At 66.9% G+C, this 24,415-nt stretch carries 20 protein-coding genes; 9 read left to right on the forward strand and 11 right to left on the reverse strand.

Annotated features, from left to right (window positions below):
* Positions 1-32: 32 nt before the first annotated feature.
* The 9 genes from NMI01S_RS05060 to NMI01S_RS05100 all read right to left on the reverse strand — a co-directional run bounded on the left by NMI01S_RS05060 (position 33) and on the right by NMI01S_RS05100 (position 9,800).
* Positions 33-1,991 carry an arabinofuranosyltransferase AftB family protein gene (locus NMI01S_RS05060; protein ID WP_062994846.1) on the reverse strand — a complete coding sequence of 653 codons (1,959 nt, stop codon included), beginning with the start codon at positions 1,989-1,991 and terminating at the stop codon, positions 33-35.
* A gap of 4 nt (positions 1,992-1,995) precedes the next feature.
* A complete protein-coding gene (locus NMI01S_RS05065) occupies positions 1,996-2,943 on the reverse strand; it encodes a decaprenyl-phosphate phosphoribosyltransferase (protein ID WP_062994847.1) in 948 nt (315 codons plus the stop codon).
* A gap of 1 nt (position 2,944) precedes the next feature.
* Positions 2,945-3,544: a phosphatase PAP2 family protein gene (locus NMI01S_RS05070; RefSeq protein WP_084512438.1), complete on the reverse strand. Its 600-nt coding sequence runs from the start codon at positions 3,542-3,544 to the stop codon at positions 2,945-2,947.
* Positions 3,541-5,472 (reverse strand): glycosyltransferase, encoded by a 1,932-nt coding sequence (locus tag NMI01S_RS05075; protein ID WP_062994848.1) that lies wholly within the window; start codon positions 5,470-5,472, stop codon positions 3,541-3,543. The genes NMI01S_RS05070 and NMI01S_RS05075 overlap by 4 nt, the downstream gene beginning before the upstream one ends.
* Before the next feature lie 37 nt (positions 5,473-5,509).
* The gene (glf, locus tag NMI01S_RS05080; RefSeq protein WP_062994849.1) at positions 5,510-6,712 is read right to left on the reverse strand and encodes a UDP-galactopyranose mutase; all 1,203 of its coding nucleotides are present in this window, start codon (positions 6,710-6,712) and stop codon (positions 5,510-5,512) included.
* 172 nt (positions 6,713-6,884) lie between these two features.
* Positions 6,885-7,391: a hypothetical protein gene (locus NMI01S_RS05085; protein WP_062994850.1), complete on the reverse strand. Its 507-nt coding sequence runs from the start codon at positions 7,389-7,391 to the stop codon at positions 6,885-6,887.
* A gap of 14 nt (positions 7,392-7,405) precedes the next feature.
* A complete protein-coding gene (locus tag NMI01S_RS05090) occupies positions 7,406-8,008 on the reverse strand; it encodes a hypothetical protein (protein WP_062994851.1) in 603 nt (200 codons plus the stop codon).
* A gap of 178 nt (positions 8,009-8,186) precedes the next feature.
* A complete protein-coding gene (locus NMI01S_RS05095; protein ID WP_062994852.1) occupies positions 8,187-8,822 on the reverse strand; it encodes an NAD(P)-dependent oxidoreductase in 636 nt (211 codons plus the stop codon).
* 6 nt (positions 8,823-8,828) lie between these two features.
* Positions 8,829-9,800 (reverse strand): EamA family transporter, encoded by a 972-nt coding sequence (locus tag NMI01S_RS05100; RefSeq protein WP_062994853.1) that lies wholly within the window; start codon positions 9,798-9,800, stop codon positions 8,829-8,831.
* Between the two features lie 111 nt (positions 9,801-9,911).
* Between NMI01S_RS05100 and NMI01S_RS05105 the strand changes: the two genes are divergently transcribed.
* On the forward strand, positions 9,912-10,412 hold the full coding sequence (locus tag NMI01S_RS05105; protein WP_062994854.1) for a MarR family winged helix-turn-helix transcriptional regulator: 501 nt from the start codon (positions 9,912-9,914) through the stop codon (positions 10,410-10,412).
* Between the two features lie 99 nt (positions 10,413-10,511).
* Here NMI01S_RS05105 and NMI01S_RS05110 read toward each other — a convergent pair whose 3' ends face one another.
* A complete protein-coding gene (locus tag NMI01S_RS05110; RefSeq protein ID WP_062994855.1) occupies positions 10,512-12,077 on the reverse strand; it encodes a SpoIID/LytB domain-containing protein in 1,566 nt (521 codons plus the stop codon).
* Between the two features lie 308 nt (positions 12,078-12,385).
* On the opposite strand from NMI01S_RS05110, the gene NMI01S_RS05115 reads away from it, so the two are divergent.
* Positions 12,386-14,662 carry an N-acetylmuramoyl-L-alanine amidase gene (locus tag NMI01S_RS05115; protein WP_062994856.1) on the forward strand — a complete coding sequence of 759 codons (2,277 nt, stop codon included), beginning with the start codon at positions 12,386-12,388 and terminating at the stop codon, positions 14,660-14,662.
* Between the two features lie 125 nt (positions 14,663-14,787).
* Here the strand turns inward: NMI01S_RS05115 and NMI01S_RS05120 are convergent, their stop codons facing one another.
* Entirely contained in the window at positions 14,788-15,591 is an 804-nt protein-coding gene (locus NMI01S_RS05120; RefSeq protein ID WP_157126055.1) for an HAD family hydrolase, read from the reverse strand.
* Positions 15,592-15,763: 172 nt separating this feature from the next.
* Between NMI01S_RS05120 and NMI01S_RS05125 the strand changes: the two genes are divergently transcribed.
* The 7 genes from NMI01S_RS05125 (at position 15,764) to NMI01S_RS05160 (ending at position 24,414) form a co-directional block, all read left to right on the forward strand.
* Positions 15,764-16,741, forward strand: coding sequence for an ABC transporter permease (locus tag NMI01S_RS05125; protein ID WP_062994858.1), 978 nt, complete (start codon positions 15,764-15,766; stop codon positions 16,739-16,741).
* A gap of 13 nt (positions 16,742-16,754) precedes the next feature.
* Positions 16,755-17,759 carry an ABC transporter permease gene (locus NMI01S_RS05130; RefSeq protein ID WP_062994859.1) on the forward strand — a complete coding sequence of 335 codons (1,005 nt, stop codon included), beginning with the start codon at positions 16,755-16,757 and terminating at the stop codon, positions 17,757-17,759.
* The gene (locus tag NMI01S_RS05135) at positions 17,756-19,642 is read left to right on the forward strand and encodes an ABC transporter ATP-binding protein (RefSeq protein ID WP_084512441.1); all 1,887 of its coding nucleotides are present in this window, start codon (positions 17,756-17,758) and stop codon (positions 19,640-19,642) included. The genes NMI01S_RS05130 and NMI01S_RS05135 overlap by 4 nt, the downstream gene beginning before the upstream one ends.
* 9 nt (positions 19,643-19,651) lie before the next feature.
* Entirely contained in the window at positions 19,652-21,328 is a 1,677-nt protein-coding gene (locus NMI01S_RS05140) for an ABC transporter family substrate-binding protein (RefSeq protein WP_062994860.1), read from the forward strand.
* Between the two features lie 31 nt (positions 21,329-21,359).
* On the forward strand, positions 21,360-23,030 hold the full coding sequence (locus NMI01S_RS05145; protein ID WP_062994861.1) for an ABC transporter family substrate-binding protein: 1,671 nt from the start codon (positions 21,360-21,362) through the stop codon (positions 23,028-23,030).
* Positions 23,027-23,683 carry a hypothetical protein gene (locus NMI01S_RS05150; protein WP_439956224.1) on the forward strand — a complete coding sequence of 219 codons (657 nt, stop codon included), beginning with the start codon at positions 23,027-23,029 and terminating at the stop codon, positions 23,681-23,683. The genes NMI01S_RS05145 and NMI01S_RS05150 overlap by 4 nt, the downstream gene beginning before the upstream one ends.
* Positions 23,684-24,069: 386 nt before the next feature.
* Positions 24,070-24,414 carry a WXG100 family type VII secretion target gene (locus tag NMI01S_RS05160; protein WP_062994863.1) on the forward strand — a complete coding sequence of 115 codons (345 nt, stop codon included), beginning with the start codon at positions 24,070-24,072 and terminating at the stop codon, positions 24,412-24,414.
* Position 24,415 lies beyond the last annotated feature (1 nt).

A 24,415-nucleotide genomic window follows, 5' to 3' on the forward strand; every position in this document is an offset into this window, starting at 1 on the left:
TAATACACGACTTCTTCGTTGCCGTCGGCGGTCTAGTTCGGCACCGGGGGCGGTGTCGTCGGGTCCACCAGGTGGCAACGCTGGATCTCGTATTTCGGCACCCGGTCGATGCGGTACTTCGCGAAATGCAGCGACTGGATGACGTTGTGCTTGAACCGATCCCGGGTCAGCGGCGCTCGGTAGGAGGCCAGCAGATCCTGGGTGGCCGGGCACGACAGCGCGGTCCGCGCCTGGCGTACCCACTTCTCGTCGAGGAACCACGGCATCCACGGATGCTGGTCGACCATACCGGTATCGACGACCACCCAGTCGGGATACAGGTTCTTGTCGTGTCCGATACGTCCGTCGGCCAGCCGGTCGGTATGGGCGGCCAGCGGATAGGCCAGGCCCTCCTGGTCGATGACGCGCACGCTCAACGGGACGTTCATGCTGGTCATGCCCAGGTTGAGGAAGTAGACGGTGTGTCCGTACCCACCGGGCGGAATCGGCAGCGGCGGCGGCGCGACGTACCACATCATGAACGACGGCGAGTTGATCAGCAGTCCGCCGTCCGGCGCGGCGGCGATGTCCTGCAGCATCGCCCGCATGCGCGGATAGTCCAGATAGTCCTCGGCGAGGACCGGATGGTCGTGCCCGCTGTTGAGGACGTAGTAGATCCGCTCGTCCACGATGCCCGAGGCGCTGATCTGCCCGCCCGAGGTGTCGGCGGTGGTGTTGGCCGCGAACAGCGCCCAGCCGACCGTTCCCACCCAGGCGATCAGTGGCAGGGCGAACGACCACCGCAGCCATGCGGAGCGTTCGCCGACCGGCAACCGGACCGGCAGCACCGACACCGGCAGCAGCAGGCAGAACAGCTGCGGCAGCAGCATGCGGCCGTGCATGAAGTCGCCACCGACCCGCATGTTGAACAGCACCAGCAGCAGGCCGCCGCCGACCATCAGGGTCACCACCGCGACCGGAGAGCGCAGCCACAGCCGCAGACGGGCCCATCGCCCGGCATCGGAGGCCGCGGTGGCGCCGGTCGTGCGGCGGAGCCGGTCGCGCACCAGCGCCGCGGCCACCACGACGAGAATCAGCAGCGGAATCCACAGGTAGTACGGGCCGACCAGATCCCACAGATATTTCAGGCCCTGACCCCATTTCGCGCCGCCGGCCTCCTTGGCCACCGCGGTGTTCGGATAGGGCAGGCCGTAATAGCCCATGCGCCAGATCTGATAACCGACCGGCACCGCGCCGCCGACCGCCACCAGCAACGCGCGAATCAGCATCGGGCGCAACCGGGTACGCGGCAGCGGCGCGAAGAACAGCATGAGCAGCGCCAGACCACCGATGACGGTCATCTCCGGCCGGACCACCCAGCACAAACCGGCCCAGAAGCCGGCCACGAGAAGTTGTGCCAGACCGGGCTTCTCGTCCTGACTCCAGCGCAGCAGCAACCACCACAGCACGCCGAGCCAGAAGATGACCAGGCAGTTCTCCAGGCCCGAGGTGGCATAGTCGCGGGCCGGCGGAACGGCGATGTAGACCAGCGCACCGGCGGGCAGCAGCAGCGTCGGCGCGGCGCTGGTGAACGGGCGCCACAACCGCGCCGAACCCACCATGGCGAAGGCGACGGCCAGCAGGGAAAGGGTCAGCGCGACAACCAGACTGACGTATTCGAGCCGGGCGTTGCTGATCCAGCTGAAGAACCAGATCACATAGGTCCAGGCCGCGCTGGTGTTGGTCTCCACCCGCTCGCCGGTGTTGAAGACCGGGCCGTTTCCGGCCAGCAGATTGCGCACGGTGCGCAGGACGATCAGGCCGTCGTCGGCGATCCAGCGCCGTTGCCAGGCACCGATACCGAACAACGCGACGGTGACGAGCACCCCACCGACGAATACCGTGCGGGAGAACACCGAAAAGCGGCGCGCGGCATCGCCGTCGCGCTGTAGTGCGCGATCGGACGACTCCGCGTCTGCCCCCTCCCCGTGTTCGTCTCCCGCTACCAGCATCTCGTCAGGTGAGATAGACAGCGACACCTACCGCTCCGATCCAGGCGATGGCCAGGAGCTGCAATATGCGATCCCCCAGCGCGATCTCTTCGGGTTCCCCGGCCTCGCCGCCATCGACGTCGACCGCGTAGCGCAGGACTGCGATGGTAAACGGGATCATCGAGATCGCGAACCACTGGGTGTGCTTGTGATCGGTTTCGAAGGCCCACAACCCGTAGAAGACCACCACCGCGGTGGCCGACAGGGTCCAGATGAAGCGCAGGTAGGTGGGTGTGTAGTACTGCAGCGACTTGCGGATCTTGGCGCCGGTGTCGAGCGCGATCTTCAACTCCGCGTAGCGCTTACCCGCCGCCATGAACAGCGAGCCGAAGGCCATGATCAGCAGGAACCACTGCGAGAGCCGGATATCGGCGGCCGCGCCACCGGCGACCGCGCGCAGCAGGAAGCCCGAGGACACGATGCAGATGTCGAGCACCGCTTGGTGTTTCAGGCCGAAGCAGTAGGCCAGCTGAATGCCGATGTAGACCGCCATCACGACGGCCAGATGCCAGGACGCCAGGAACGACACCGCGATCGAGCCGACCAGCAGCACCGCCGAGAGCGAGTACGCCAGGTTCACCGGCACGATGCCGGCCGCGATGGGCCGGAACCGCTTGGTGGGGTGGGCGCGGTCGGCCTCGACGTCGAGCGCGTCGTTGACCAGGTAGATACCCGAGGCCGCCATGCAGAAGACGACGAACGCGATCGCGATATGCGCGACCACGGTCGCATCCGCCAGCACGTACGCACCGGAGGCCGCGTCCTTACCGGCGGCCAGCGGCGCCGCCAGCACGAGGACGTTCTTCACCCACTGCCGTGGCCGCACGGCCTTGACGATTCCGCCGGCCAGCGTTTTCGGCGGACCCTTGAGGACGGCTTCGTCGAGGTCGGTGCCGGTCGGCTCTTCACTCATATCAGCGAGGGTTCTTTCCTGTGCGGTCACTGGCGAATCTCTTTTCGGCGGCTAGCACGGCTGCGGCGGATGCCGCACCCAGAGCGGATCCGGCGAGCACGTCGGAGGGATAGTGCACTCCCAGAACGACCCGGGAGAGCAGCATCGGCGGCACGAGCACCGCAGGCAAGGGTAGCCCGGTCAACTTCCCGAGCAACACGGCCGCCGCCGTCGTGGAGGTGGCGTGCGAGGACGGGAAGCTCAGTTTGCTCGGCGTCGACACGTTGACCTGCACCGACGGATCGTGCGGGCGCGGGCGCCGGACGATGCGCTTGATGACGACCGAGGCGGCGTGCGCTCCGAAGGCGCCGACCGCGACCCCGGCCCACTGGCGTCGGCGGGATTTGTCGACCAGTGCACCGGCGGCGCCGATGGCCATCCAGCCGAGCGCGTGCTCACCGAAGTGCGACATCCCGCGCGCGGCCTTGATCACCGGGGGCGTGCCGATGGCGCCCTGCACCGCGTTGAGGATCTTGACCTCCGCGGGCTTGGTCACCTCGGGGTCCGCCACCACCTGCAGATGGGGGGCGCCTGCGGGATCGGAGGAGGCTGGGGCGGTCATTTGTCCTCACTAGTGTTGATTCCGAACGCGTTCTCCCAGGCCGCCGTGCTGGTCAGGCGGGCGTGTGCGGCACGGTACCGCTCCCGCAGCTCCGGGAATCGGGCGGCCAGTTCCCGGCGCAGCCGCATCGCCTCGGCGAACAGCTCCCGGGCCTGACGCGGATCACGCTTGCGGTACACCACACCACGCCCGTCGGCTGTGGTCACGGTAACCCCGTCGACCTGCGAGAGCAGGAACCAACGCGCGTCCAGTGTCGGCACGTTCAACTGCGGGCGGTCGTGATGTTCGGTCTTGGCCTTGCGCAGGTTGTGCACCACACCCTTGCCGAGCCGGACGACCTTCGCCAGCGGATTCGACGGTTCACCGACCGCACCCACATCGGCGCCGCTGGGCAGCGGCAGGTCCGTCGAGGAGCCGACGATCACCGCATCGGGGAATTCCTTCCGCATCGTGGCGACCTGCCCCAGTGCGGTGGGCAGCAGTTCGAACAACTTGTCCGGCCCGGCGAGGAAATCGCGAATCGCCTGGTTCTGAATGGCGACCGTCGAATATTCCAGGCACAGCAGATGTTTCAGCGTCGCCTTGACCGTGTTCACGATCATCGGGCGGCCGTCGTTGCCGAGGTGCAGGGCCGCGACCACCAGACGATTGCGCAGGTGGAAATAGGCCTGCCAGTCGATGGCGTCGTCCTTGTCGCTCCACGCCATGTGCCAGACCGCCGCACCCGGCAGCGTGACCGTCGGGTATCCGGCCGCCCGGGCGCGCAGCCCGTATTCCACGTCGTCCCACTTCAGGAACAGCGGCAGCGGCTGCCCGATCTGCTCGGCCACCACGCGCGGGATCACGCAGGTCCACCAGCCGTTGAAATCGACATCGATGCGCCGGTGCAGCAGTTTGGAATTGTCGCGGTCGCGCAGCGGATACTTCGAGAAATCGTGGTCGTATTCGACATTCGGCGCCGCGGTCCACATCCAGATACCGCGGTCGACCACCTCGCCCATGGTGTGCAGATGCGAGCGCTCCTGCAGATTCAGCATCTGACCGCCCACCAGCGTGGGGGTGCGGGAGAAGCGGGCGAAGGCCAGCGCGCGCAGAATGCAGTCCGGCTCGATCTCGATATCGTCGTCCATGTAGACGATGTATTGCGCGTCCGTGGTTTTCAGCGCCTCGTACATGACGCGGCTGTAACCGCCGGAACCGCCGAGATTCGGCTGATCGTGAATCGCGAGCCGATCGCCGAGAACCGCGGCCGCCTCGGCGAATCCGGGTTCGTCGACGGCCTTGCGATTGCCCTGATCGGGAATGATCACGGCCGTGATCTTCTCCAGCACCAGCGGATCGGAGCCGAGGGCGGCGAGGGTGTTCACACAGTCGGTGGGCCGGTTGAAGGTCGGCATGCCCACCGCGATGCTGCCCTCACCGGGCGCTTCGATCGGCGCGTACCAACCGCCGCTGCGCAGTTCGACCGCGGAATCGGTGGTGATGTCGAACCAGATCCAGCCGCCGTCCTCGAACGGCGCCAGCTCGACCTCGAATTCGACGGTGGTGACATCGGCCGGTGCGGTCGTCGCGAATTCGTTGCCGCGCACATGGATTCGCGATCCGTCGGCCTTGGAGCGGTAGACGTCCACCCGGCCGTGCCCGGACAGGTCCAGGCGCAGCACCACCGATTCCAGAATGGTCCAGCGCCGCCAGTAACTGGCCGGGACCGCGTTGAAATAGGTGCAGAACGACACTTCGGATTCGGCGCCGATGGAGAGCGAGGTGCGCGTGGGAGCGTGAGCGCGGCGAGCGTTCGTCGCCGATTCCTCCAGATACAGCGTCCGCACATCCAGCGGCTCGCCGGGGCGAGGCAGAATGATGCGCTGCAGCAGGGATTTCGCGCGGGTCTCGGTGCTCATATCCTCGAGGGTCACTTGTGCGGTCATTTCACTTCCTGCATCCGCGGTACGGGCCGGTGGCACATTACTGGGGATCGCCGGCCGTGAGCGGTGCGCCGGATTCCAGATGCGGGCGCAGCACGTTGTCGAAGGTGCTCAGCGCGCTGCCGATGGCCATATGCATGTCGAGATACTGGTACGTGCCCAGACGTCCGCCGAAAACCACCTTGGCCGTGGCGGTTTCGTTCTTCGCCCGCTCGCGGTAGGCGAGCAGTTTGGCGCGGTCCTCCGGGGTGTTGATCGGGTAGTACGGCTCGTCGCCGGTCTGCGCGAAGCGCGAGAATTCGCGCATGATCACGGTTTTGTCCTCCGGATAGCTGTCCCGCTCCGGGTGGAAATGACGCGGCTCGATGATGCGGGTGAACGGCACGTCGGCATCGTTGTAGTTCATCACCGAGGTGCCCTGGAAATCGCCGGTCTCGAGCACTTCGGTCTCGAAATCGATGGTGCGCCAGCCCAGTTCACCCTCGCTGTAGTCGAAATAGCGGTCCAGCGGGCCGGTGTAGACGACGGGCGCGTCCGGATTCTGCGCGCGGATTTCGTCGCGAACCTCGAACCAATCGGTATTCAGGCGCACCTCGATCAGATCCGATTCGGCCATCTTCTCCAGCCAGGCGGTGTAACCGTTGGCCGGCAGGCCCTCGTAGGTGTCGTTGAAATAGCGATTGTCGAAGGTGTATCGCACGGGCAGCCGGGTGATATTGCCGGCGGGCAGCTCCTTGGGGTCGGTCTGCCACTGCTTGGCGGTGTAATCGCGGACGAACGCCTCGTACAGCGGGCGGCCGATCAGCGAAATCGCCTTTTCCTCGAGATTCGCGGCATCTTTGGTCTCGATCTCGGCGGACTGCTCCGCGATGAGCGCCCGCGCCTCCTCGGGACCGAAATAACGCCCGAAGAACTGCGAGATCAGACCCAGCCCCATCGGGAACTGGTACGCCTGCCCCTTGTGCATCGCGAAGACCCGATGCTGGTAACCGGTGAACTCGGTGAACTGATTGACGTAATCCCACACTCGCTTGTTGGAGGTGTGGAACAGGTGAGCACCGTACTTGTGGATTTCGATCCCGGTTTCCGGGTCCGCCTCCGAATACGCGTTACCGCCCAGGTGGTAGCGGCGCTCGATCACGAGCACCCGCTTACCCAGCAGGTTGGCGGTGCGTTCGGCAACGGTCAGCCCGAAGAATCCGGAGCCGACGACGATCAGATCGAAGGGAGCTGCGACGGTCACGGGTGCCCAGCGTAGCCGTAGCCGGTCACCGCGTCTGCACGCCGTAGGTCTCCCCGGCGGGGACGGTGGTCACGGCCGTGCGCGGACCGGGAGGGGTAGCGGAATATCGCCGCGGGGCGCCGAGAGGTGTTCACCAGGGTGTCATCAGGGGTTGACGTAGACACCGTTCGGCTCAGTAGTACGGATAGACGGGGACTCGTAGTGAGTGGGCGTCAGTTCGCGCGGCGATCCAACGTCCGGTCGAGCTCATCGCGGCGCACACGAGAATGGGCAGCTCGACCACGAACAGGATCGCGAGCATCACGGCGAACGGCACGACGTCGGTTTTCTCGATACCCCCCGCGATCGCGGCAACCACGGCGATTGCAGGAATCACTAGCAAGACCAGCGTGGTCATCGCGATGACGATGAATCGACCGGCCTTCCGCCGGCACAGCAGCAGGATCGCTCCGACGAGAAACATCGCCGACAGCGAGCCGAAGAGGACCAAGGCGATGAAATCCCCGGTCGAGTCGCCTCCGGCCTGGCGATCCTGTCGGGTCGAGATCGCCCCGAAGATCGAGAAGGCCGTCAACCCGATGCCCTGCAGCAGCGCCAGGACTGCCGCGGTGATCGCCGATCCCCCACCCGGTTTCGGCGGCATCGGCGCGTAGCCGGGCTGTAAATACGGATAGGCCATGTCCGCTGCCGCTGTCAGTACGGGTAGGGCGGCTGACCGTAGTAGGCCACCGGCGGATAGGCCGGTATGCCCACGCCGCACCACCGCTTCGCCGAACCGGACAGCGTCAGGCTCAACATCAGCACCGCGAACAGCAGTCCGATGATTGCGCCGATCGATGCCGCGGGCACGCCGTTGGCCAGCGCCATCACGATGCCCGCGAGACCACCGAGCAGTCCGAGCGAGGACAGCAGGATCAGCATCACCCGCCCGGCATTCTTGTGGTTCATCAGCATGATTGCGCCGACGGCCCACAGCAGCGCGATCAGGCCGTCGACCGCGGCCATGACGTAGAAGATGTCGGCCGAACCGCTGCTGTGCGAACGGTAGGAGCCGTAGGAGTGGCTCACACTACTGGCCGCACTGAGCAATCCGATGATTCCGAACGCGGCCAGCAACGCCAGCAGGAGTGCGAAGACTCCCGCGGTGATCGCCGCGCCCCCGCTCGGGCGCGGCTCCTGATAACCGTAGGGCGCATAGCCCGGCGCCGGATATCCCGCGGGCGGATACCCGGGCGGCGGGTAGCCCGCCGGCGGATAGCCGTTCCCCCCGTAGCCGGGCCCGTACGGATAGCTCATCGGCCTCCCCCTTCTCTCGGGCAGGCACTCTACCGCCTGCCGACGACGTCGGTACGAGGTGAACCCGCATCACGGGGGAGGCCGGCTCACCGGATGTCACCTATCGTCGCCGGGGCGGTTGGCTGATCCTTAACGACGGGATAAGGCCCTGTCCGAGAACGTGATTCGGTCCGGTAACTCAGTAGGCGACGGTGAAGCGGGTGCGGGTGTGGCGCTGCTCCTCGGCCTCGTCCAGGAGGGCTACGGCGAGGTCTTCCATCGAGATGCGCGAGGTGCCCGTGCTGTCGGTGACCAGTTCGTCGGCGCCGATTCGGTAGGTTCCGCGGCGTTCGCCGGGCTCGAGCAGCGCGGGTGGGCTGAGATAGGCCCAGTCGACATCGGTTGTCGCGGTGCGGAACACCTCTCGTTGCGCGTGGCAGGCCAGGGCGATCGGACGCCAGTCCGGCGGGAAGTCGGGCCGTTGCATGACGGTCGTGGCGGTGCCGGGCACGATCAGATCGCCCGCGCCGCCGACGACCAGCAGGCGGATTCCGGTGCCGCGCAATCCGTCCAGCAGTGCCGCCGCCACGTCCGCCAATTCGTATTCGCGCCCGGGTCGCGGCCGCGTCGCGCTGATAACCACGTCGCTACCGGTGGCGACATCCTTCACCTGGGCCGGGTCGGTGGTGTCGGCGGTGCGGTAGCTCGCCGCGGCGGGCAGATCGTTCGAACGCTCGCCGCGGCCGACGGCGGTGACCTCGTGGCCGCGTGCCAGCGCCTCGCGCACGATGCGACTGCCCGCGCTGCCCGCCGCGCCGAAAACGGTGATATGCATGGTTTTTCACTCCTCGATCGATGACAGTTGCCGTGGGTCGGCGAGTTCGGGTGCGTCGGTGACCGACGGCGAGAGCGGCTCCGGGCGCTCGGACGGCGGCTGCGCCCGATCGCCCACCTGCCCCAGCACCGTGCCGCCCAGAGCGATCGCCATGCCCAGCACCTGCAGCGGAGTCAGCGACTGTCCGAGCGCGAGCCAGCCGATCACCGCCGCGGAGAGCGGACTCAACAGGCCGAGGAAGGCGACCGATGTGGCCGGTACCCGAGCCAGCCCGCGGAACCAGAGGGCATAGGCCGCCGCGGTGCCGAGCACGCCGAGATAGAGGTATCCGCCGATCGCCGAGCCGTCCAGGGCAGGCGGCGCACCCTCGGTGATCAGCGCCAACGGCAGCAGCACCACCCCGCCCGCGGTCAGTTGCCAGCTCGTGAACGCCAGCGGGCCGACACCTTCGGGCCGTCCCCAATGCCCGGTCAGCACGGTTCCCGCGGCCATCGATGCCGCACCCGCCAACCCGGCCAGCACCCCGATCGTGTCCAGGGCGGCATTCGCCCGCAGCACCACCAGCGCCACCCCGAGCATGCCGATCGCTGCGGCCAGCAGCTTGCGTCCGCTCGGCCGCACCCGCAACAGCACCGCCGCGAAGGCCAGGGCGAACAGCGGTGCGGCCGAACCCAATACGGCCGCCACGCCGCCGGGCAGCCGATACGCGGCGAGGAACAGCAGCGGGAAGAAGGCGCCGATGTTGAGCACGCCGAGCAGGGCCGACCGGCCGATCCAGCGGCCACGCGGCAGCACCCGGGTGGCGCCCAGCAGCACCAATCCGGCCGGGAGGGCGCGCATCAGCGCGGTGAACATCGGTCGCTCCGGCGGCAGGAATTCGGAGGTGACGGCGTACGTCGTCCCCCACACCAGTGGCGCCAGACCGGTGATCGCGAGGATCGCGGCAGTCGAACCGCGGGCGGCGGCCGTACCTGTCATGACGGTATCTCCTCATTGATAATCTCAACGTTGAGATAATCGGACACCAGCGAGTGTCTTGATGTCAAGTATCTGAACGTTGAGATATTCGAATGCACGGAGGAGAGCGCTATGAGCGACGCCGTGGACCGGATCGTCGCGGACTGGGGTCGCGTCCGCCCCGACCTCGATGTCTGGCCAACCCACGTCATCGGCCGGTTGAAGCGCATGGGTCGCCGGCTCGAGCATGAGATGAAGGAGTTCTTCGCCCGCTACGGACTCGAATATTGGGAATTCGACGTGCTGTCCACGCTGCGCCGATCCGGTGGGCCCGACGGCCTCACGGCCGGTGACTTGATCAAAGCCACCATGGTGACCTCGGGCGCGATCACCCATCGTATCGACCGGATGGCCGCCAAGGATCTGGTCCGCCGGGTTCCCGATGCGAGGGACCGGCGAACCATCCGCGTCCAGCTGACCGACCACGGCCGCGACGTGATCGACGAGGTCATGCCGCTGCACGTCGACAACGAGATCCGCCTGCTGTCCGGTATGAGCCGAACCGAACTGGACCAACTCGCCGACCTGCTCCGCAGGCTGTCCGAATCACTGGACGACACCTCGCTGGGCTGAGCGGGGCTACTACAGCAGCGCCGACGATCCGGTCCCGGGTGCGGCCGGCGGCGTCGGCGAAACCGGCCGCGCCACATCGGACACGCGAGCCGCGGTCCGCTATCCCGGAATCTGCCGCGGAGCGGCTGCCTCCGGCACGGGCGCGGTGTGGTCCGGTGCCGCGATACCCGCTGCCGACGAGTCGGCCGGTGCGCCGGCGGAGTCTGCCTGGCCCGCACCGGGGGCCGCATTTTGCCCGGTAGGCGCCGGTGGCGGGTCGGGAGTCGCCGCCGTCCCCGGGGTGCGGGTGCCGCCGGGAGCCGCGGCCTGCACCCCGGCGCCCTCGCCCGCACTCTGACTGACCTGCGGTGCGATCTGCAGCAGGCGGGCGTAATCGACGATCTGGGCGCCGAGGGTCGGGGTGGCGATGATGACACCGCCCTGGTACAGGCGGAAGGTTCCGACCTTGCCGGGCAGCAACGACTCCGGCCCCATCGGATCACCCAAAGGCCCTGTCGCGCCGCCGCTTTCGGCGTACTTCGCATCGACAGCGGAATTACCGCGAACCGCTTGCTCGGGGACCGCCGGTGCGGGTGCGGCCGGAGGTTCGGGCACGGCCGGTGCGGCTTCCAGTTCCGCGGGTGTCGGCCCGACCTCGAGGGTGGTGATGTCGATGGGCTGCCCGCCGCCGGGCGCCGCCGAATACTCGGTGCGCAGGAGGTGGCCGTCGCGCATGAGGACCTGGCCCGCGGTGGAGTGGACCGCGTCGGCCGCGCGTGGATCCTCCTTGTCGGTGCCGGGATACATCTGGCAGTCGGTGGTGTCGCAGGTCTGGGCATACGGGTAGCGGTGTTCGGCCAGCGCGTACGAGCGGGCCGCGATCGCCTGCGCCCGCAGCGCTTCCGCACCACCCTTGTCGGCCCAACCGGCCTCCATCTCGGCGGGGACCACACCCAGCAGATAGTCCTCGACGTCGAGCTGGTTCACCGTCGCCGGCTGCCCGTTGTCCTGCGTAACCCCCAGTGCCCCACGGAAACTCGACCCGTCGCACACCTTCAGATGTTCGGCCTCGGGCCGGTCGGGACCGGAGTCGGCAGGGTAGGCCCACGGGTCGTCGGTGGAACCCTGCCACAGCACATCACCGTCACAACCGATGGTCACCACGACATTCGCGCCGCCGTCGGGCGTCGGGGTCAGGTGCGCGGCCTGTCCCGCCACCACTCGCCGGCCGGCGACGGTCAGCCCGGAATCGGAGTACACGTCGAGGGTTTCGTTGTCGTAGACGGTCAGCCGCACCCGCACCGTGGTCGGCCCGATCGTTGCGAGCTGGGCACCCGGGTAGTAGTGCGCCAGGATGCCGTCGGCGGTCGCGCCCGCGGTGGCCTGGTCGAACGCGCCGACCTGGCTCATCCCGCGCCCGTGTCCGGGGCCCGCGGCCGCCTGATACGCGGCGTTGCGAGTACCGGAACCGGACATCGGCACCGCGAAGGCGAGGACGACCCCGCCGGTCACCGGCACCACGACCAAGCCGATCAGCGCACCGCGCCGCATTCGCCGGCGACGCAGCAGTCCGCCGCGCCGGCGCCGGAGTCGGCTCGTGAATCCGCCCGCCACCCCGTCCGCAGGTGTGGTGTTCGGGCGATCCGGCGGTGCGGCGCCGGTCCGAGGGGCTTCGGTCCGGTTCATCGAACCCTCCTGTGGTGTGCGGACAGCGCCGATCGGCCGTCCCGGCGCGCACTCGGGCGAGGGTGAGCCATCGTGCCTCCCAACGGGTTCGGCGAGCCGGCTGGTTGAGCGGACGCACCGCTCGCTCGGCATGTCCTGACCTTGCGTGGCTACTGGAAAGTTACATTCGAGCTATCCTAGCCCTAATCCTCAACCAAAGGTTTAGATCTGCGGCATTTGGGACTAGTGTGACCATTGATCCGTCAGGAATCAACCCCGCGCGCCACCCTGTTCGACGCTGACGGTCACCGGTTCTACCTGAATGGGAGATGCTCGTGCCGTACCGCCGCCCGAAACGTTCGGTCGTCCTGCCCGTGGTCGCGACCCTCGCGGTTGCCGCCCCACTCGCGACGCTGACACTGCGCGACGCTCCCGGCTATCGCCCAGCGGGCGACAGCGACCTCGCCGCGATACCCGCGCAACTCGCCGAGGTGGCCCTGGCGTCCGCCCCCGACATCGTGTTGCCGCTGCGCGAACTCACCGGCTTGAACCTGCCCGATCTGCGCCTGTCCGACTTGCGGAAGCTCCCGCTGCCGAAGTCGATTCCCGTCCCGCCCGGCCTACCCGCCCCGCCGGGCCTACAGCTACCCAGCGAGATCCCCCTACCCCAATTCGGTGATCCGACGACCACCACCCCGACCTCGACCCCGACGCCATACGCCGGTCCGGTCACCCCACAGGCTCCCGCCCCCGCCGCGCCGACGCGGACTCCCGCCGCCTCCCCCGCGCACGCCGGCCCCGGCTTCATCGCCGCTCCGCTCGACCCCGCACAGGTACCCGGCGCCGACCCGGCCGCCCCCGCCCTGTCCCCCGGTGCGGTACCACCAAATATGGCCGATCAGGTCGGCGCGGAGGTCAAGGAATTGACTCGGGACACCCCCTTCAGCATGGTCGCGCTGACCGCGAAGGAACTGACCGACACCACCTCCCTCATTCGCGCCCAGCAGGCCGACGGCACCTGGGGACCGTGGTTCCCGGCCGACCGGGTCGACACCGGTCGCAGCGATCACGCGGCCGCCCCCGCCCGCACCGGTACCGAACCGATCTACGTCGGCGAGACCAAGGCGGTTCAGATACTCACCACCCACAAGGCGATCGCTCCGGCCGCCGGCCGCTCCGACGATCCGGCGCAGCAGGCCGCGTCGCAACTGTCGGCGGTGCTGATCGATCCCGGGCGCGGCGCGATCGACGACAACCTGACCTCGGTCGCCGCACCGCTGCCGGGCGGCGGGCCGAAGGTGATCAGCCGCGCGCAGTGGGGCGCCGACGAATCGCTGCGCTGCGAGGAGCCCACCTACGACGACGGGCTGGGCGGAATCACCGTGCACCACACCGCCGGTCGCAACGACTACAGCAAGGCCGAATCCGCCGGCATCGTGCGCGCGATCTACGCGTATCACGCCAAGACGCTGGGCTGGTGCGATATCGGCTACAACGCGCTGGTCGACAAGTACGGCCAAATCTTCGAGGGCCGCTACGGCGGTCTGGACCGCCCGGTCGAGGGCGCGCACGCCGGTGGTTTCAACGAGAACACCGCGGGCGTGGCGATGATGGGCGATTTCGAGACCGACGCACCCAGCGACGCCCAACTCCAGGCCACCGGGCAGTTCGTCGGCTGGCGGGCCAAGATCGCGGGACTGGACCCCGAGGGCCACACCACCATGTATTCCGAGGGCACCGACTACACCCCGTACGCCGAGGGTGAGGCGGTGGACCTCCCGATCGTGTTCGCACATCGCGACGTCGGCAACACCACCTGTCCCGGCGACGCCGCCTATGCGCGCATGGATCGCATCCGCGAGATCGCCGCGGGCATCGCCGCCGGCAGCGCGCCCGCGGCTCCGAAAGACCAACGGGCGCACGCGGATCTGGCGGCTCTGGCGAATCTGACCACGCAGTTGCTGAGCATGGTCGGCAAGAACGCCATCGCCACCTACTGGGCGGGGCAGGGCGGTCCGGACGGACGCCTCGGTGCCGCATCCTCCGAACCGACCCCGACCGGTGACGGCGGCCAGTACGCCGAGTTCGTCAACGGGTACGTCTACGCGGCCCCCGACGGTTCGATCGTCGAACTGGCCGGTCGGATTCTCGATCGCTTCGTCCAGCTCGGCGCCGAATCCGGGCTGCTCGGAACGCCGTTGCGCACTCCGTATCCGGTTCCCGGCGGCCAGCGGGCCGACTTCCGGCTCGGCTCGTTGATCCTCAACACCGCCACCGGTGTGGTCACCACCCTGTTGAAACATGGTGGGGCACAACCAGGCCCGGCGGGCGAGCCGATTCCGCAAGCACTGCCCGCCGCGGACGCCCCGGCTCCGGACGCGGTGCCTTCCGATCCCCAAGCGCCCCCGGCGGCACCCGAGGCGCAGGCAGCACCGGAGGCTCCGGCAGCCCCCACTCCTGAAGCACCGAACCCGGTAGCCCCCGCTCCCGAAGCACCGGACCCGGCCGCACCCGCACAACAAGGGGCGGTTCGAGAAGCACCGCCCGCACCCGAGTCCGCTGTGGCGGCGCCGGCTCAGCCCATTCCTCCGGCTCCTGCGGGCTGAGGGTTGGGGCTGAGGTCGCATCACCCCGAATTTTTCGCGCAAACCTCGAGCCGAATGCGCGAAACCTGCTCAGAGCGGCGAGGTTTGCACGATCAGTTCAGGGCAAGGCCAACCTGGCGGACGCCCTAACTCTCCCACCAGCGCTCGAGCACCCGCGCCACACCGTCCTCCGAATTGGAGGCGGTGATCTCGTCGGCGGCGGCAAGGGCTTCGGGGTGGGCGTTGCCCATCGCGACGCCGTGGCCGGCCATGCGGAGCATCGGCACATCGTTGGGCATATCGCCGAAGGCCAGGATCGCTGCCGGGTCCACCCCGAGCCGCTCGGCGACCACGCTCAGGCCCGCGGCCTTGGTGATACCCGGCGCGGACAGTTCGATGAGTCCGTTGTTGGTGGAGTAGGTGATGTCGGCGCGCCCGGCCAGGTGGGGTTCCAGCGCCGACTGCATCTCCGCGCTCGGCGTGCCGCGCAGCCGGATCAGCATCTTGATCGCCGGCGCCGAGATGACCTCCTGCCGCGACACCTGCGTGTCGTCCGGATTCAGCCAGGCGTGCTCGTACTCGGGCGAGCTGACGAATTGCGGCGTGGCCGCATCGTGTGCGCTGCGGCCGACGCGCTCGGCGGCCAGCCCACAGCCCGGCAGTACGCGCTCGGCGAGATCGGCGATCCACGCCAGACTCTCCACATCCAGCGTGCTGGTGTGCAGGATGCGGTCGGCGGCACTGTCGTAGATCACCGCGCCGTTGCCGCAGACGCACAGCGGAGGAAAGCCCAACCCTTCGATCACCGGATCGATCCAGCGCGGCGGACGGCCCGTGGCCAGCACGAACGGCACGCCGTCGGCGATCAGCGCGGCCACCGCGGTACGGGTGCGCGGCGTCACCCGTTCCCACTCGTCGAGCAGCGTGCCATCGACATCGGTGGCCACCATCTTCGGCTTCGGCAGACGCGTCACCTATTCCATCCTGCCCGAAATCGCGGCGCGGCTGTAATCGTTTGCCCGCGCCCCGCCTGCGAGCGGGCCGGAAGTGGTGCACGATGTCACCGGTGGACTCGAGACCATTCCCTATGATCAGGGGCTAGTAACCGACCCGAGGGGACCGATGACCGGCTTTCTGCTACGACGTGCGCTCAACTATGTCGTGCTGCTGGCGCTGGCGTCGTTCCTGGCCTTCAGTCTGGCGTCGCTGACATTTCGGCCGCTGGACAGCCTCGAACAGCGCAATCCGCGACCGCCGCAGTCGGTGATCGATGCCAAGGCCCACGAACTGCATCTCGACCAGCCCATCCCGCAGCGCTACCTCACCTGGGTCGGCGGCGTGGTGCACGGCGACTTCGGCACGACCCTGACGGGGCAGCCGGTCAGTCAGGAACTGCCGCGCCGGATCGGGGTCAGTCTGCGGTTGCTGATCGTGGGCTCGGTGGTCGGAACGGTCCTCGGTGTGCTGATCGGCGCGGCCGGTGCGATCCGGCAATATCGGTTCACCGATTACTTCACCACGATTATTTCCCTGCTGGTACTCAGCACGCCCGTGTTCCTCTTGGCCACGCTACTGAAATACGGTGCACTGGAAATCAATTCGGCCACCGGACAGCAGATATTCCTGTATACCGGCGAAACGTCGGCCAATGCCGTGCACGGAGTGTGGAATCAGTTCGTCGACCGGTTACAGCACATGATCGTCCCGACCCTCGGCCTCGCCCTGGGCGCGATGGCCAGTTACAGCCGCTATCAGCGCAACGCCATGCTGGATGTGCTGCAGAGCGATTTCATCCGCACCGCGCGGGCGAAGGGACTGACCCGGCGCCGCGCGCTCTACAAACACGGTCTGCGCACCGCGTTGATTCCGATGGCGACCCTGTTCGCCTACAGTCTCGGCGCGCTGATCACCGGCGCCACCTTCACCGAGAAGATCTTCGGATGGCACGGCGTCGGTGAATGGCTGGTCGACGCGATCAATGCGCAGGACATCTACATCGTGGTAACCGTCACGGTGTTCGCGGGATTCGTGGTGCTGGTATCGGGCCTGCTGTCCGACATCGTGTATGCGATTCTGGATCCGCGGGTGCGGGTCGGATGATCGGGGCTGGACTGTGACCGAAACCGAGATCATCGCGCAGGGTGCGCCGGAGCCCGCGGCTGCCGGTCGCCGCAAGCTGGTGTGGCGCAGATTCCTCCGCAACAAGCCCGCCCTGGTCGGCGCGTCCGTGCTGATCATCATGCTGATCGGCGCCTTCGCGATTCCGCCGTTCCTGTCCTACGACTATCAGGAGCGCGATCCGTACGCGCTGTTGCAACCGCCCTCGCCGCAGCATTTGTTCGGCACCAACGAGATCGGCCAGGACATGCTGGCCCAGACCCTGCACGGTTTGCAGAAATCGCTGATCATCGGCATCTGCGTGGCGGTGCTGACCTCGCTGATCGCGGTCACCGCGGGGTCGATCGCGGGTCTGCTCGGTGGCTGGACCGACCGGGCGATCATGTGGCTGGTCGATCTGCTGCTGGTAGTGCCCAGTTTCATCATCATCGCGATCTTCGCCCCGCGCACCAAGGGCAGCAGTTCGATTCTGTTGCTGATCGTGTTGCTGGCCGGATTCAGCTGGATGATCAGCGCCCGCATCGTGCGCGGATTGACGATGAGCCTGCGGGAACGCGAATTCGTCCGCGCGGCACGGTATATGGGTGCGTCGACGCGTTCGGTGATCGTCACTCACATCGTGCCGAATATCGCGTCGATCCTGATCATCGACACCACCCTGGCGGTCGGCGCCGCGATCATGTCCGAAACCGGTTTGAGCTTCCTCGGATTCGGTGTGCAACCGCCGGACGTCTCACTGGGCTCGCTGATCGCCTTCGGCACCAAATCGGCGCTGACCTTCCCGTGGTTGTTCCTGTTCCCGGGTGGTTTCCTGATCGCGATCGTGCTGTGCGCCAACCTCGTCGGCGACGGCCTGCGGGACGCCTTCGACCCGAGTTCCAAGGGAGCACGGGCGGGCCGCAAGGCCGGCAAGCGGGACAAGGCGCTGCTCGGAAGATCGGCGCGGACCTCCGGTGCCGGTCCGGATGAGCAGTCGGACAAGAGGATTGAAGCGGCATGACCGATCGCACCACCGAATCCGCCGGCCGCGCGGACTCGCGCCGCGCTACCACCGCACCCCTGCTGGAAGTGTCGGACCTGCATGTGTCCTTCCCCGGCGAGGAGGGCCGCATCGACGCGGTGCGCGGCGTGAACTACACCGTCGCCGACGGTGAGGTGCTGGCCATCGTCGGCGAGTCGGGTTCCGGTAAATCGGTGTCCTCGCTGGCCGTGATGGGGTTGCTGCCCGATCAGGCCCGCATCCGCGGCTCGATTCGCCTGCGCGGCAGGGAATTGCTCGGCATGGGCGACAAACAGCTCTCGGCGCTGCGGGGCACGCGGGTCAGCATGGTCTTCCAGGACCCGCTCTCGGCGCTCACCCCGGTCTACCGGGTCGGCGATCAGATCGCCGAAGCCCTCGTCGCCCACAAGAAGATGAGCAAGTCGCAGGCCGCGGACCGGGCGGTGGAGCTGCTCGATCTGGTCGGCATTCCCGAACCGGCGGTGCGTGCCAAGGCTTTTCCACACGAATTCTCCGGCGGTATGCGTCAGCGCGTGGTGATCGCGATGGCGATCGCCAACGATCCGGAACTGATCATCTGCGACGAACCGACCACCGCCTTGGATGTGACGGTGCAGGCGCAGATTCTCGACCTGCTGCGCAAGGCCCGCGACATCACCGGCGCCGGCGTCATCATGATCACCCACGACATGGGGATCGCGGCCACACTGGCCGATCGCGTGGCCGTGATGTACGCCGGGCGGATCGTCGAGAACGCCCCGGCCGCAGAGCTGTTCAACTCACCGCGGATGCCCTACACCGTCGGCCTGCTCGGTTCCATCCCGCGGATGGACGGTCCGGCCCGCGCACCGCTCATCCCGATCGTCGGCGCTCCCCCGCCCATGCACGCCCTGCCGCCAGGCTGCCCCTTCGCGCCGCGCTGTCCGGTCTCGATCGACGACTGCCTGGCCGCGGAGCCGCCACTGCAGGAAACCGCGCCCGCGCACCGGGCCGCCTGCATCCGCACCACCGAAGTGGGGACCGCGGAACTGTTCGCCGCCTACCGCCACGACACCGACAGCGTGGCCGCGACCGAACCCGCCGATTCGGAGGTGGTGCTGCGGGTTTCGGGGCTGACCAAAACCTTCCCGGTCACCTCCGGTGTCGTCTTCAAACGGCGCACCGGTGAGGTGCGCGCGGTCGACGGCATCGATTTCGCGGTGCGCAAGGGACGCACGCTCGCACTCGTCGGCGAATCCGGATCCGGGAAATCGACGACACTGAGCCAGATCATGGACCTCGTCCGGCCCGAGGCGGGCACCATCGAGGTCTTCGGCGAGGATGTCGCGACGCTGAGCAAGCAGCGCACACGCGATATCCGCCGCAGGTTGCAGATCGTGTTCCAGGATCCGTCCTCCTCGCTGGATCCGCGCCTGCCGATCTTCGACGCCCTCGCCGAACCGTTGCGGGTCGACGGCCGGTCCCGCGACGAAATCCGCAAGCGGGTACCGGAATTGCTGAAGCAGGTCGGCTTGCGCGCCGAACACGCCGATCGCTATCCGGCCGATTTCTCCGGCGGACAGAAGCAGCGCATCAACATCGCGCGGGCGATGGCGCTGGATCCGGACATGCTGGTGCTCGACGAGCCGGTGTCCTCGCTCGACGTGTCCATTCAGGCCGGGGTCCTGAACCTCCTGCGGGATCTGCAGGCCGAACGCGGGCTGTCGTATCTGTTCGTCTCCCACGACCTTTCGGTGGTCCGCAATCTCGCGCACGATATCGCGGTCATGTATCGCGGCAAGATCGTCGAATCCGGGCCGGCCGAGCAGATTTTCGCGGCACCGCAGCACGAGTACACCCGCGCGCTGATCGACGCGGTGCCCCTTCCGGTCGTCGCACGCTAGGAGTTCGTCGTGAGGATACGTTCGCGGGCACTACGTTGTGCTGTTGTCGTCGTCGCGGCCGGGATGGGCCTCGCCTCGGCCGGATGTTCCGGTCTCGACACCACCACAGGGCCGAGCGCACTGGGCGCGTCCAACGACATCAACCCGCAACCGCGCGACGCGGTACGCGACGGCGGTAACCTGCGGCTCGCGATCAGCGCTTTTCCGGCCAACTGGAATACGTTGTCCACCGACGGAAACGAACTCGAGATCGGCGAGGTCGTGTGGCCATTGATGCCGCGCTCCTACGTGATCGACGCCGCGGGTCAATTGACGATCAACAAGGACTATTTCACCGATATCCAGCTCACCGGCACCGACCCGCAGCAGGTCACCTACACCATCAATCCCGAAGCGGTGTGGAGTGACGGATCGCCGATCACCTGGGAGGACATCGCCTCCCAGGCGCATGCGCTGTCGAGTACCGACAAGCGCTATCTTATCGCGATCAACAACGGCTTCGATCGGGTGGAGAAGGTGGAACGCGGCGTCGACGACCGCCAGGCCGTGATCACCTTCAAACAGCACTATGCCGACTGGCGCGGACAATTCGCAGGCAACGCCATGCTGTATCCGAAATCGGTGACCGCCGACCCGGAAACGTTCAATCACGCACTCGCCGACAAAATCACGCTGACCTCCGGTCCGTTCGTGGTGCAGTCCACCGACCGGACGCAGGGCCGGATCGTACTGGCGCGCAATCCGAAATGGTGGGGCGACAAACCCGAACTCGACACCATCACCTACAGCGTGCTGGACCGTTCGGCCTACGCCGCCGCCCTGCAGAACAACGAATTGGATGCCGCGCGACTGACCTCCATCGAGGATCTCGCCACCGTGCGCAGCAGTCCGGAACTGGTCGTCCGGCACGCTCCAGGAAATCTGTGGCGCCACATCACCTTCAACGGTTCGCCCGGCTCGATTCTCGCCGATCCCGCATTGCGCGTGGCGATTTCGAAGGCGATCGACCGGCAGGGTATCGCGAACGCCATCGAAAACGGCCTGGTTGCGAATCCGAAGCCGCTCGGCAATCACATCTTCGTCCAGGGCCAGGAGGGATATCAGGACAACAGCCTGCCCTTCGATCCCGGCGCCGCCGCCCGCGAACTCGACGCCCTGGGCTGGAAGTTGCAGGGCGACGTGCGGGTGAAGGACGGACGGAAACTCGAAATACGTGACGTGATGTACAACGACCCGACCTGGGTGCGAGTCGCTCAGATCGTTCAGGGCGATCTGGCGAAGATCGGGGCGAAACTCACCATCGACACCCGGCCCGGACAAGGTTTCTTCACCGATGTGATGATTCCCGGCGATTTCGACGCCGCGCAGTTCCTCTTCGCCGGCGACGCGTTCCCTCTGGGCAGCATTCCGCAGATCTACGCCTACCATCCCGATGACGAGCAGAGCAATTTCGGACGCATCGGCTCCGACGAACTGAACGCGCTGATCGAACAGACCCTCAACGAACTGGATCCGAGAAAGGCTATCGACCTCGCGAATCAAGTGGACCGCAAGGTTTTCGAAGAGGGTTTCTCGCTGCCGCTCACCCAGGATCCGGGCAACTACGGCGTGCGCACGACCGTCGCCAACTACGGTGCTCCGGGCCTGGCCTCCTACGACTACACCAAGATCGGCTTCGTAAGTTAGCCGCCCGTCCCGACGAAAGGAGAACGAGACCATGCGGATTCGTTCGACAATAACCCGGCTCGCGATCCCCGCCGTCGCGTGCGGACTGCTGCTGTCGGGGTGTTCGGGCTCCACGACCGGGACCGGGAGCTCCGCTCTCGGCACGACCAACGACATCAATCCGCACGACGTCGCCGACCTACGCGACGGCGGCAGCCTGCGGTTGGCGATCTCGGAATTCCCGCCGAACTGGAACAACCTCCAGATCGACGGCAACAACTACGACATCACCGCGGTCGAACGACCGATGCTGCCACAGGCATTCAGCATCGATGCCGCCGGTGGCACCCATCTCAACACCGACTACTTCACCAATGTCGAGTTGACCGGCACCGATCCGCAGACCGTCACATACACCATCAACCCCAAGGCGGTGTGGACGGACGGCACGCCGATCACCTGGGAGGACATCGCCTCTCAGGCCGAGGCGCTGAGCGGTCGCAACCCGGAGTACCTGATCGCCAACAACATGGGTTTCGATCGCGTCGCGAAGGTCGAGCGCGGCGCCGACGATCGCCAGGCGGTGCTGACATTCAGCAAGCACTTCGGTGAATGGCAGGGTCAATTCTCCGGCAACAGCATGCTGTACCCGAAGTCGGTGACCTCGAATCCGGAGGCATTCAACAAGAGTCTCGTCGATGGCATCAAGGTGACGGCCGGACCGTTCGCCGTCCAATCCACCGACCGAACTCAGGGGCGGATCACGCTGGGACGCAACCCGAAATGGTGGGGTGCGCCGCCGAAACTCGACACCGTCAATTTCAGCGTGCTCGATTCGGCCGCACTGGTGCCCGCACTGCAGAACAACGAACTCGACGCGATCGGAATCGGCAGCCGTGGCGATCTGGTGACGGCCCAAGGTGTTCCGAATGTTTCCATCCGCCGCGCGCCGGCGCTGCAATGGTCGCATCTGACCTTCAACGGCGCTCCCGGTTCGATTCTGGAGGATCCCAAGGTTCGCGTAGCCGTTTCGAAGGCCATCGATCGGCAGGGCATCGCGAACGCGATTCAGAACGGTCTGGTCGCCGAACCCAAACCGCTGAACAATCACATCTACCTGGAGGGGCAGAAGGGTTACCAGGACAACGCCCTGCCCTACGACCCCGACGCCGCCGCCCGCGAACTCGACGCCCTCGGCTGGAAAGTGCAGGGCGACGTGCGCGTGAAGGACGGCCGCAAACTGGAGATCCGCGATGTGATGTACAACGATCCGTCCTGGGTGCAGATGGCGCAGATCATGCAGCAGAACCTCGCCAAGATCGGCGTCAAACTCACGATCGATACTCGGCCGGGACAGGGCTTGTTCACCAATGTGTTCCAGAAGGGCGATTTCGATCTGGCGCAATTCTCCTGGGTGGGTGACCCGTTCCCCCTGGGCAGCATCAGCCAGATCTGGGGCTACGACCCGAACAACTGGCAGGGCAATTATGGCCATATCGGTTCCCCGGAACTCAACGACCTGATCGAGAAGACGGTCTCCGAACTGGATCCGGCCAAGGCCATCGATCTGGCCAACCAGGTCGACCGCCAGGTCTTCGCCGAGGGTCATTCGCTCCCGCTGCTGCAGTCGCCCGGCATCGTCGCGGCCCGGTCCAACCTCGCCAACTACGGCGCGCGCGGCCTGGCCACCCTCGACTGGACGAAAGTCGGCTACCTGAAGTGATTTCCGGTACCGGCCACGCCTTGGCCTATCCGGTTCTCACCACGATCGGCGCCCTGGTGATCTGCATCGCCTGGGCGCCGTTCGCCGATTCGGAGCAATCGGCCATGTTGGCGGCGGTGGCGCTGGTTGTGCTGCTGTACAGCGGGTTTCGATTGGCAGTGGCGTTCGGGGTGGTGCCGTGGCGCACGATTCCGGCGGGGACCTTCCGGGTGAAGCGGGTACGCCAGCAGAACCGGTTGGTCAGCCGATCGTGGCTGGAACTGAGCTCCGGCGGCCGAACCCGTTGGTTGCCGGTCTATTTCGATCCGGCACTGGTCGTCCTCACGGAATCCGATGCCGACTGTGACGCCGCCGTGGTCGTGCACGGCCACCGCCTGTTCGCCTCCGGCGCGGTCCGCGACTCCGAACCGCAGGGCCGCCTGATCGACAACCCGACCCGCCCCGACCCAGACGGCCCGGCCCACGCCGCAGCAGCCACCCGCCTCGGCCGCCGCCTCCTCCTCGACGCCCAATTCGCCGTCGTCGCCCCCTTCGCCGGCCTGTTCTGGATCTACGTCGCCGGCGGCGGCCTCCCCGTCTTCGCCGGCGCGACGGTGGTCGCTGCGGCTACCGCCACCTGGTTCGCCGCCATCCGGGGATCGGATCCGAGCTGAGGCGATCGAGGGCCGAGGAGCAGCGGTGGCGGCCGGGCATCGAAGCGCTGGGCCCGGGTCAGCGTCTTCACCCTTGCGCGCGTTTGGCTTTCGCGGCCGCGCGCCGTTCCATCTCCTCGCGTTCCAGAGCCTCGGCCTGCTCCAATGGCGGTGCGGTGCCGCCCCATCGGGCCGAGACCGACCGGGCACCGGGTGGCGTGTCGTCGTCAGTTGCGCTGAGTCGAGCAGTTTCTCCATCCTGCAGCGCAGGGCGGCGGTGAGGTCGTCGACGTCGATTACGTTGCCGCACATGGCTTCCTCGTAAAGTGGTCTTCGACATGTTCTCCATGCGTCCGGCGCAGCAGTTGATTCTGGACCGGCGTTCGGCCATCCCTTAGCATCGCTTCGTGAGTGACAGTGGGGGGAACGTACCGAGTCCCGGACAAGATTTTTCGGTAGTTCCGGAGCAGGTGCGAGACACGGGTGTCTACATCTACGGTCTGGCCGAAACGCTCAGCAACGCGATGGACGCTGCGGCCAAAGATGTCGGCGAACTGCTGACCGACAGTTGGACCGGCGATTACGCCGATGAGTTTTCCGAAGGCTGGACCGAAGTCCACGACGGTGGCAGGCAGATCTTTCATGCCCTCGCCTCGTTGGCCGAAAAGCTCGGCGTGACCGCCGAAACGTTCCAGTCGGTCGACGCGAGCAGTGCCGCAGCTCTGAACATCCCGACTCTGAACTGGACCTGAC

The sequence above is a fragment of the Nocardia mikamii NBRC 108933 genome, from assembly GCF_001613505.1.
Classification (GTDB): domain Bacteria; phylum Actinomycetota; class Actinomycetes; order Mycobacteriales; family Mycobacteriaceae; genus Nocardia; species Nocardia mikamii.

Excerpts from the sequence above, each read along its gene's own strand:
- NMI01S_RS05060 (WP_062994846.1), bottom strand. The coding sequence starts at position 1,991 with ATGCTGGTAGCGGGAGACGAACACGGGGAGGGGGCAGACGCGGAGTCG.
- NMI01S_RS05065 (WP_062994847.1), bottom strand. The coding sequence starts at position 2,943 with ATGAGTGAAGAGCCGACCGGCACCGACCTCGACGAAGCCGTCCTCAAG.
- NMI01S_RS05070 (WP_084512438.1), bottom strand. The coding sequence starts at position 3,544 with ATGACCGCCCCAGCCTCCTCCGATCCCGCAGGCGCCCCCCATCTGCAG.
- NMI01S_RS05075 (WP_062994848.1), bottom strand. The coding sequence starts at position 5,472 with ATGACCGCACAAGTGACCCTCGAGGATATGAGCACCGAGACCCGCGCG.
- NMI01S_RS05085 (WP_062994850.1), bottom strand. The coding sequence starts at position 7,391 with ATGGCCTATCCGTATTTACAGCCCGGCTACGCGCCGATGCCGCCGAAA.
- NMI01S_RS05090 (WP_062994851.1), bottom strand. The coding sequence starts at position 8,008 with ATGAGCTATCCGTACGGGCCCGGCTACGGGGGGAACGGCTATCCGCCG.
- NMI01S_RS05095 (WP_062994852.1), bottom strand. The coding sequence starts at position 8,822 with ATGCATATCACCGTTTTCGGCGCGGCGGGCAGCGCGGGCAGTCGCATC.
- NMI01S_RS05100 (WP_062994853.1), bottom strand. The coding sequence starts at position 9,800 with ATGACAGGTACGGCCGCCGCCCGCGGTTCGACTGCCGCGATCCTCGCG.
- NMI01S_RS05105 (WP_062994854.1), top strand. The coding sequence starts at position 9,912 with ATGAGCGACGCCGTGGACCGGATCGTCGCGGACTGGGGTCGCGTCCGC.
- NMI01S_RS05110 (WP_062994855.1), bottom strand. The coding sequence starts at position 12,077 with ATGAACCGGACCGAAGCCCCTCGGACCGGCGCCGCACCGCCGGATCGC.
- NMI01S_RS05115 (WP_062994856.1), top strand. The coding sequence starts at position 12,386 with ATGCTCGTGCCGTACCGCCGCCCGAAACGTTCGGTCGTCCTGCCCGTG.
- NMI01S_RS05120 (WP_157126055.1), bottom strand. The coding sequence starts at position 15,591 with ATGGTGGCCACCGATGTCGATGGCACGCTGCTCGACGAGTGGGAACGG.
- NMI01S_RS05125 (WP_062994858.1), top strand. The coding sequence starts at position 15,764 with ATGACCGGCTTTCTGCTACGACGTGCGCTCAACTATGTCGTGCTGCTG.
- NMI01S_RS05135 (WP_084512441.1), top strand. The coding sequence starts at position 17,756 with ATGACCGATCGCACCACCGAATCCGCCGGCCGCGCGGACTCGCGCCGC.
- NMI01S_RS05145 (WP_062994861.1), top strand. The coding sequence starts at position 21,360 with ATGCGGATTCGTTCGACAATAACCCGGCTCGCGATCCCCGCCGTCGCG.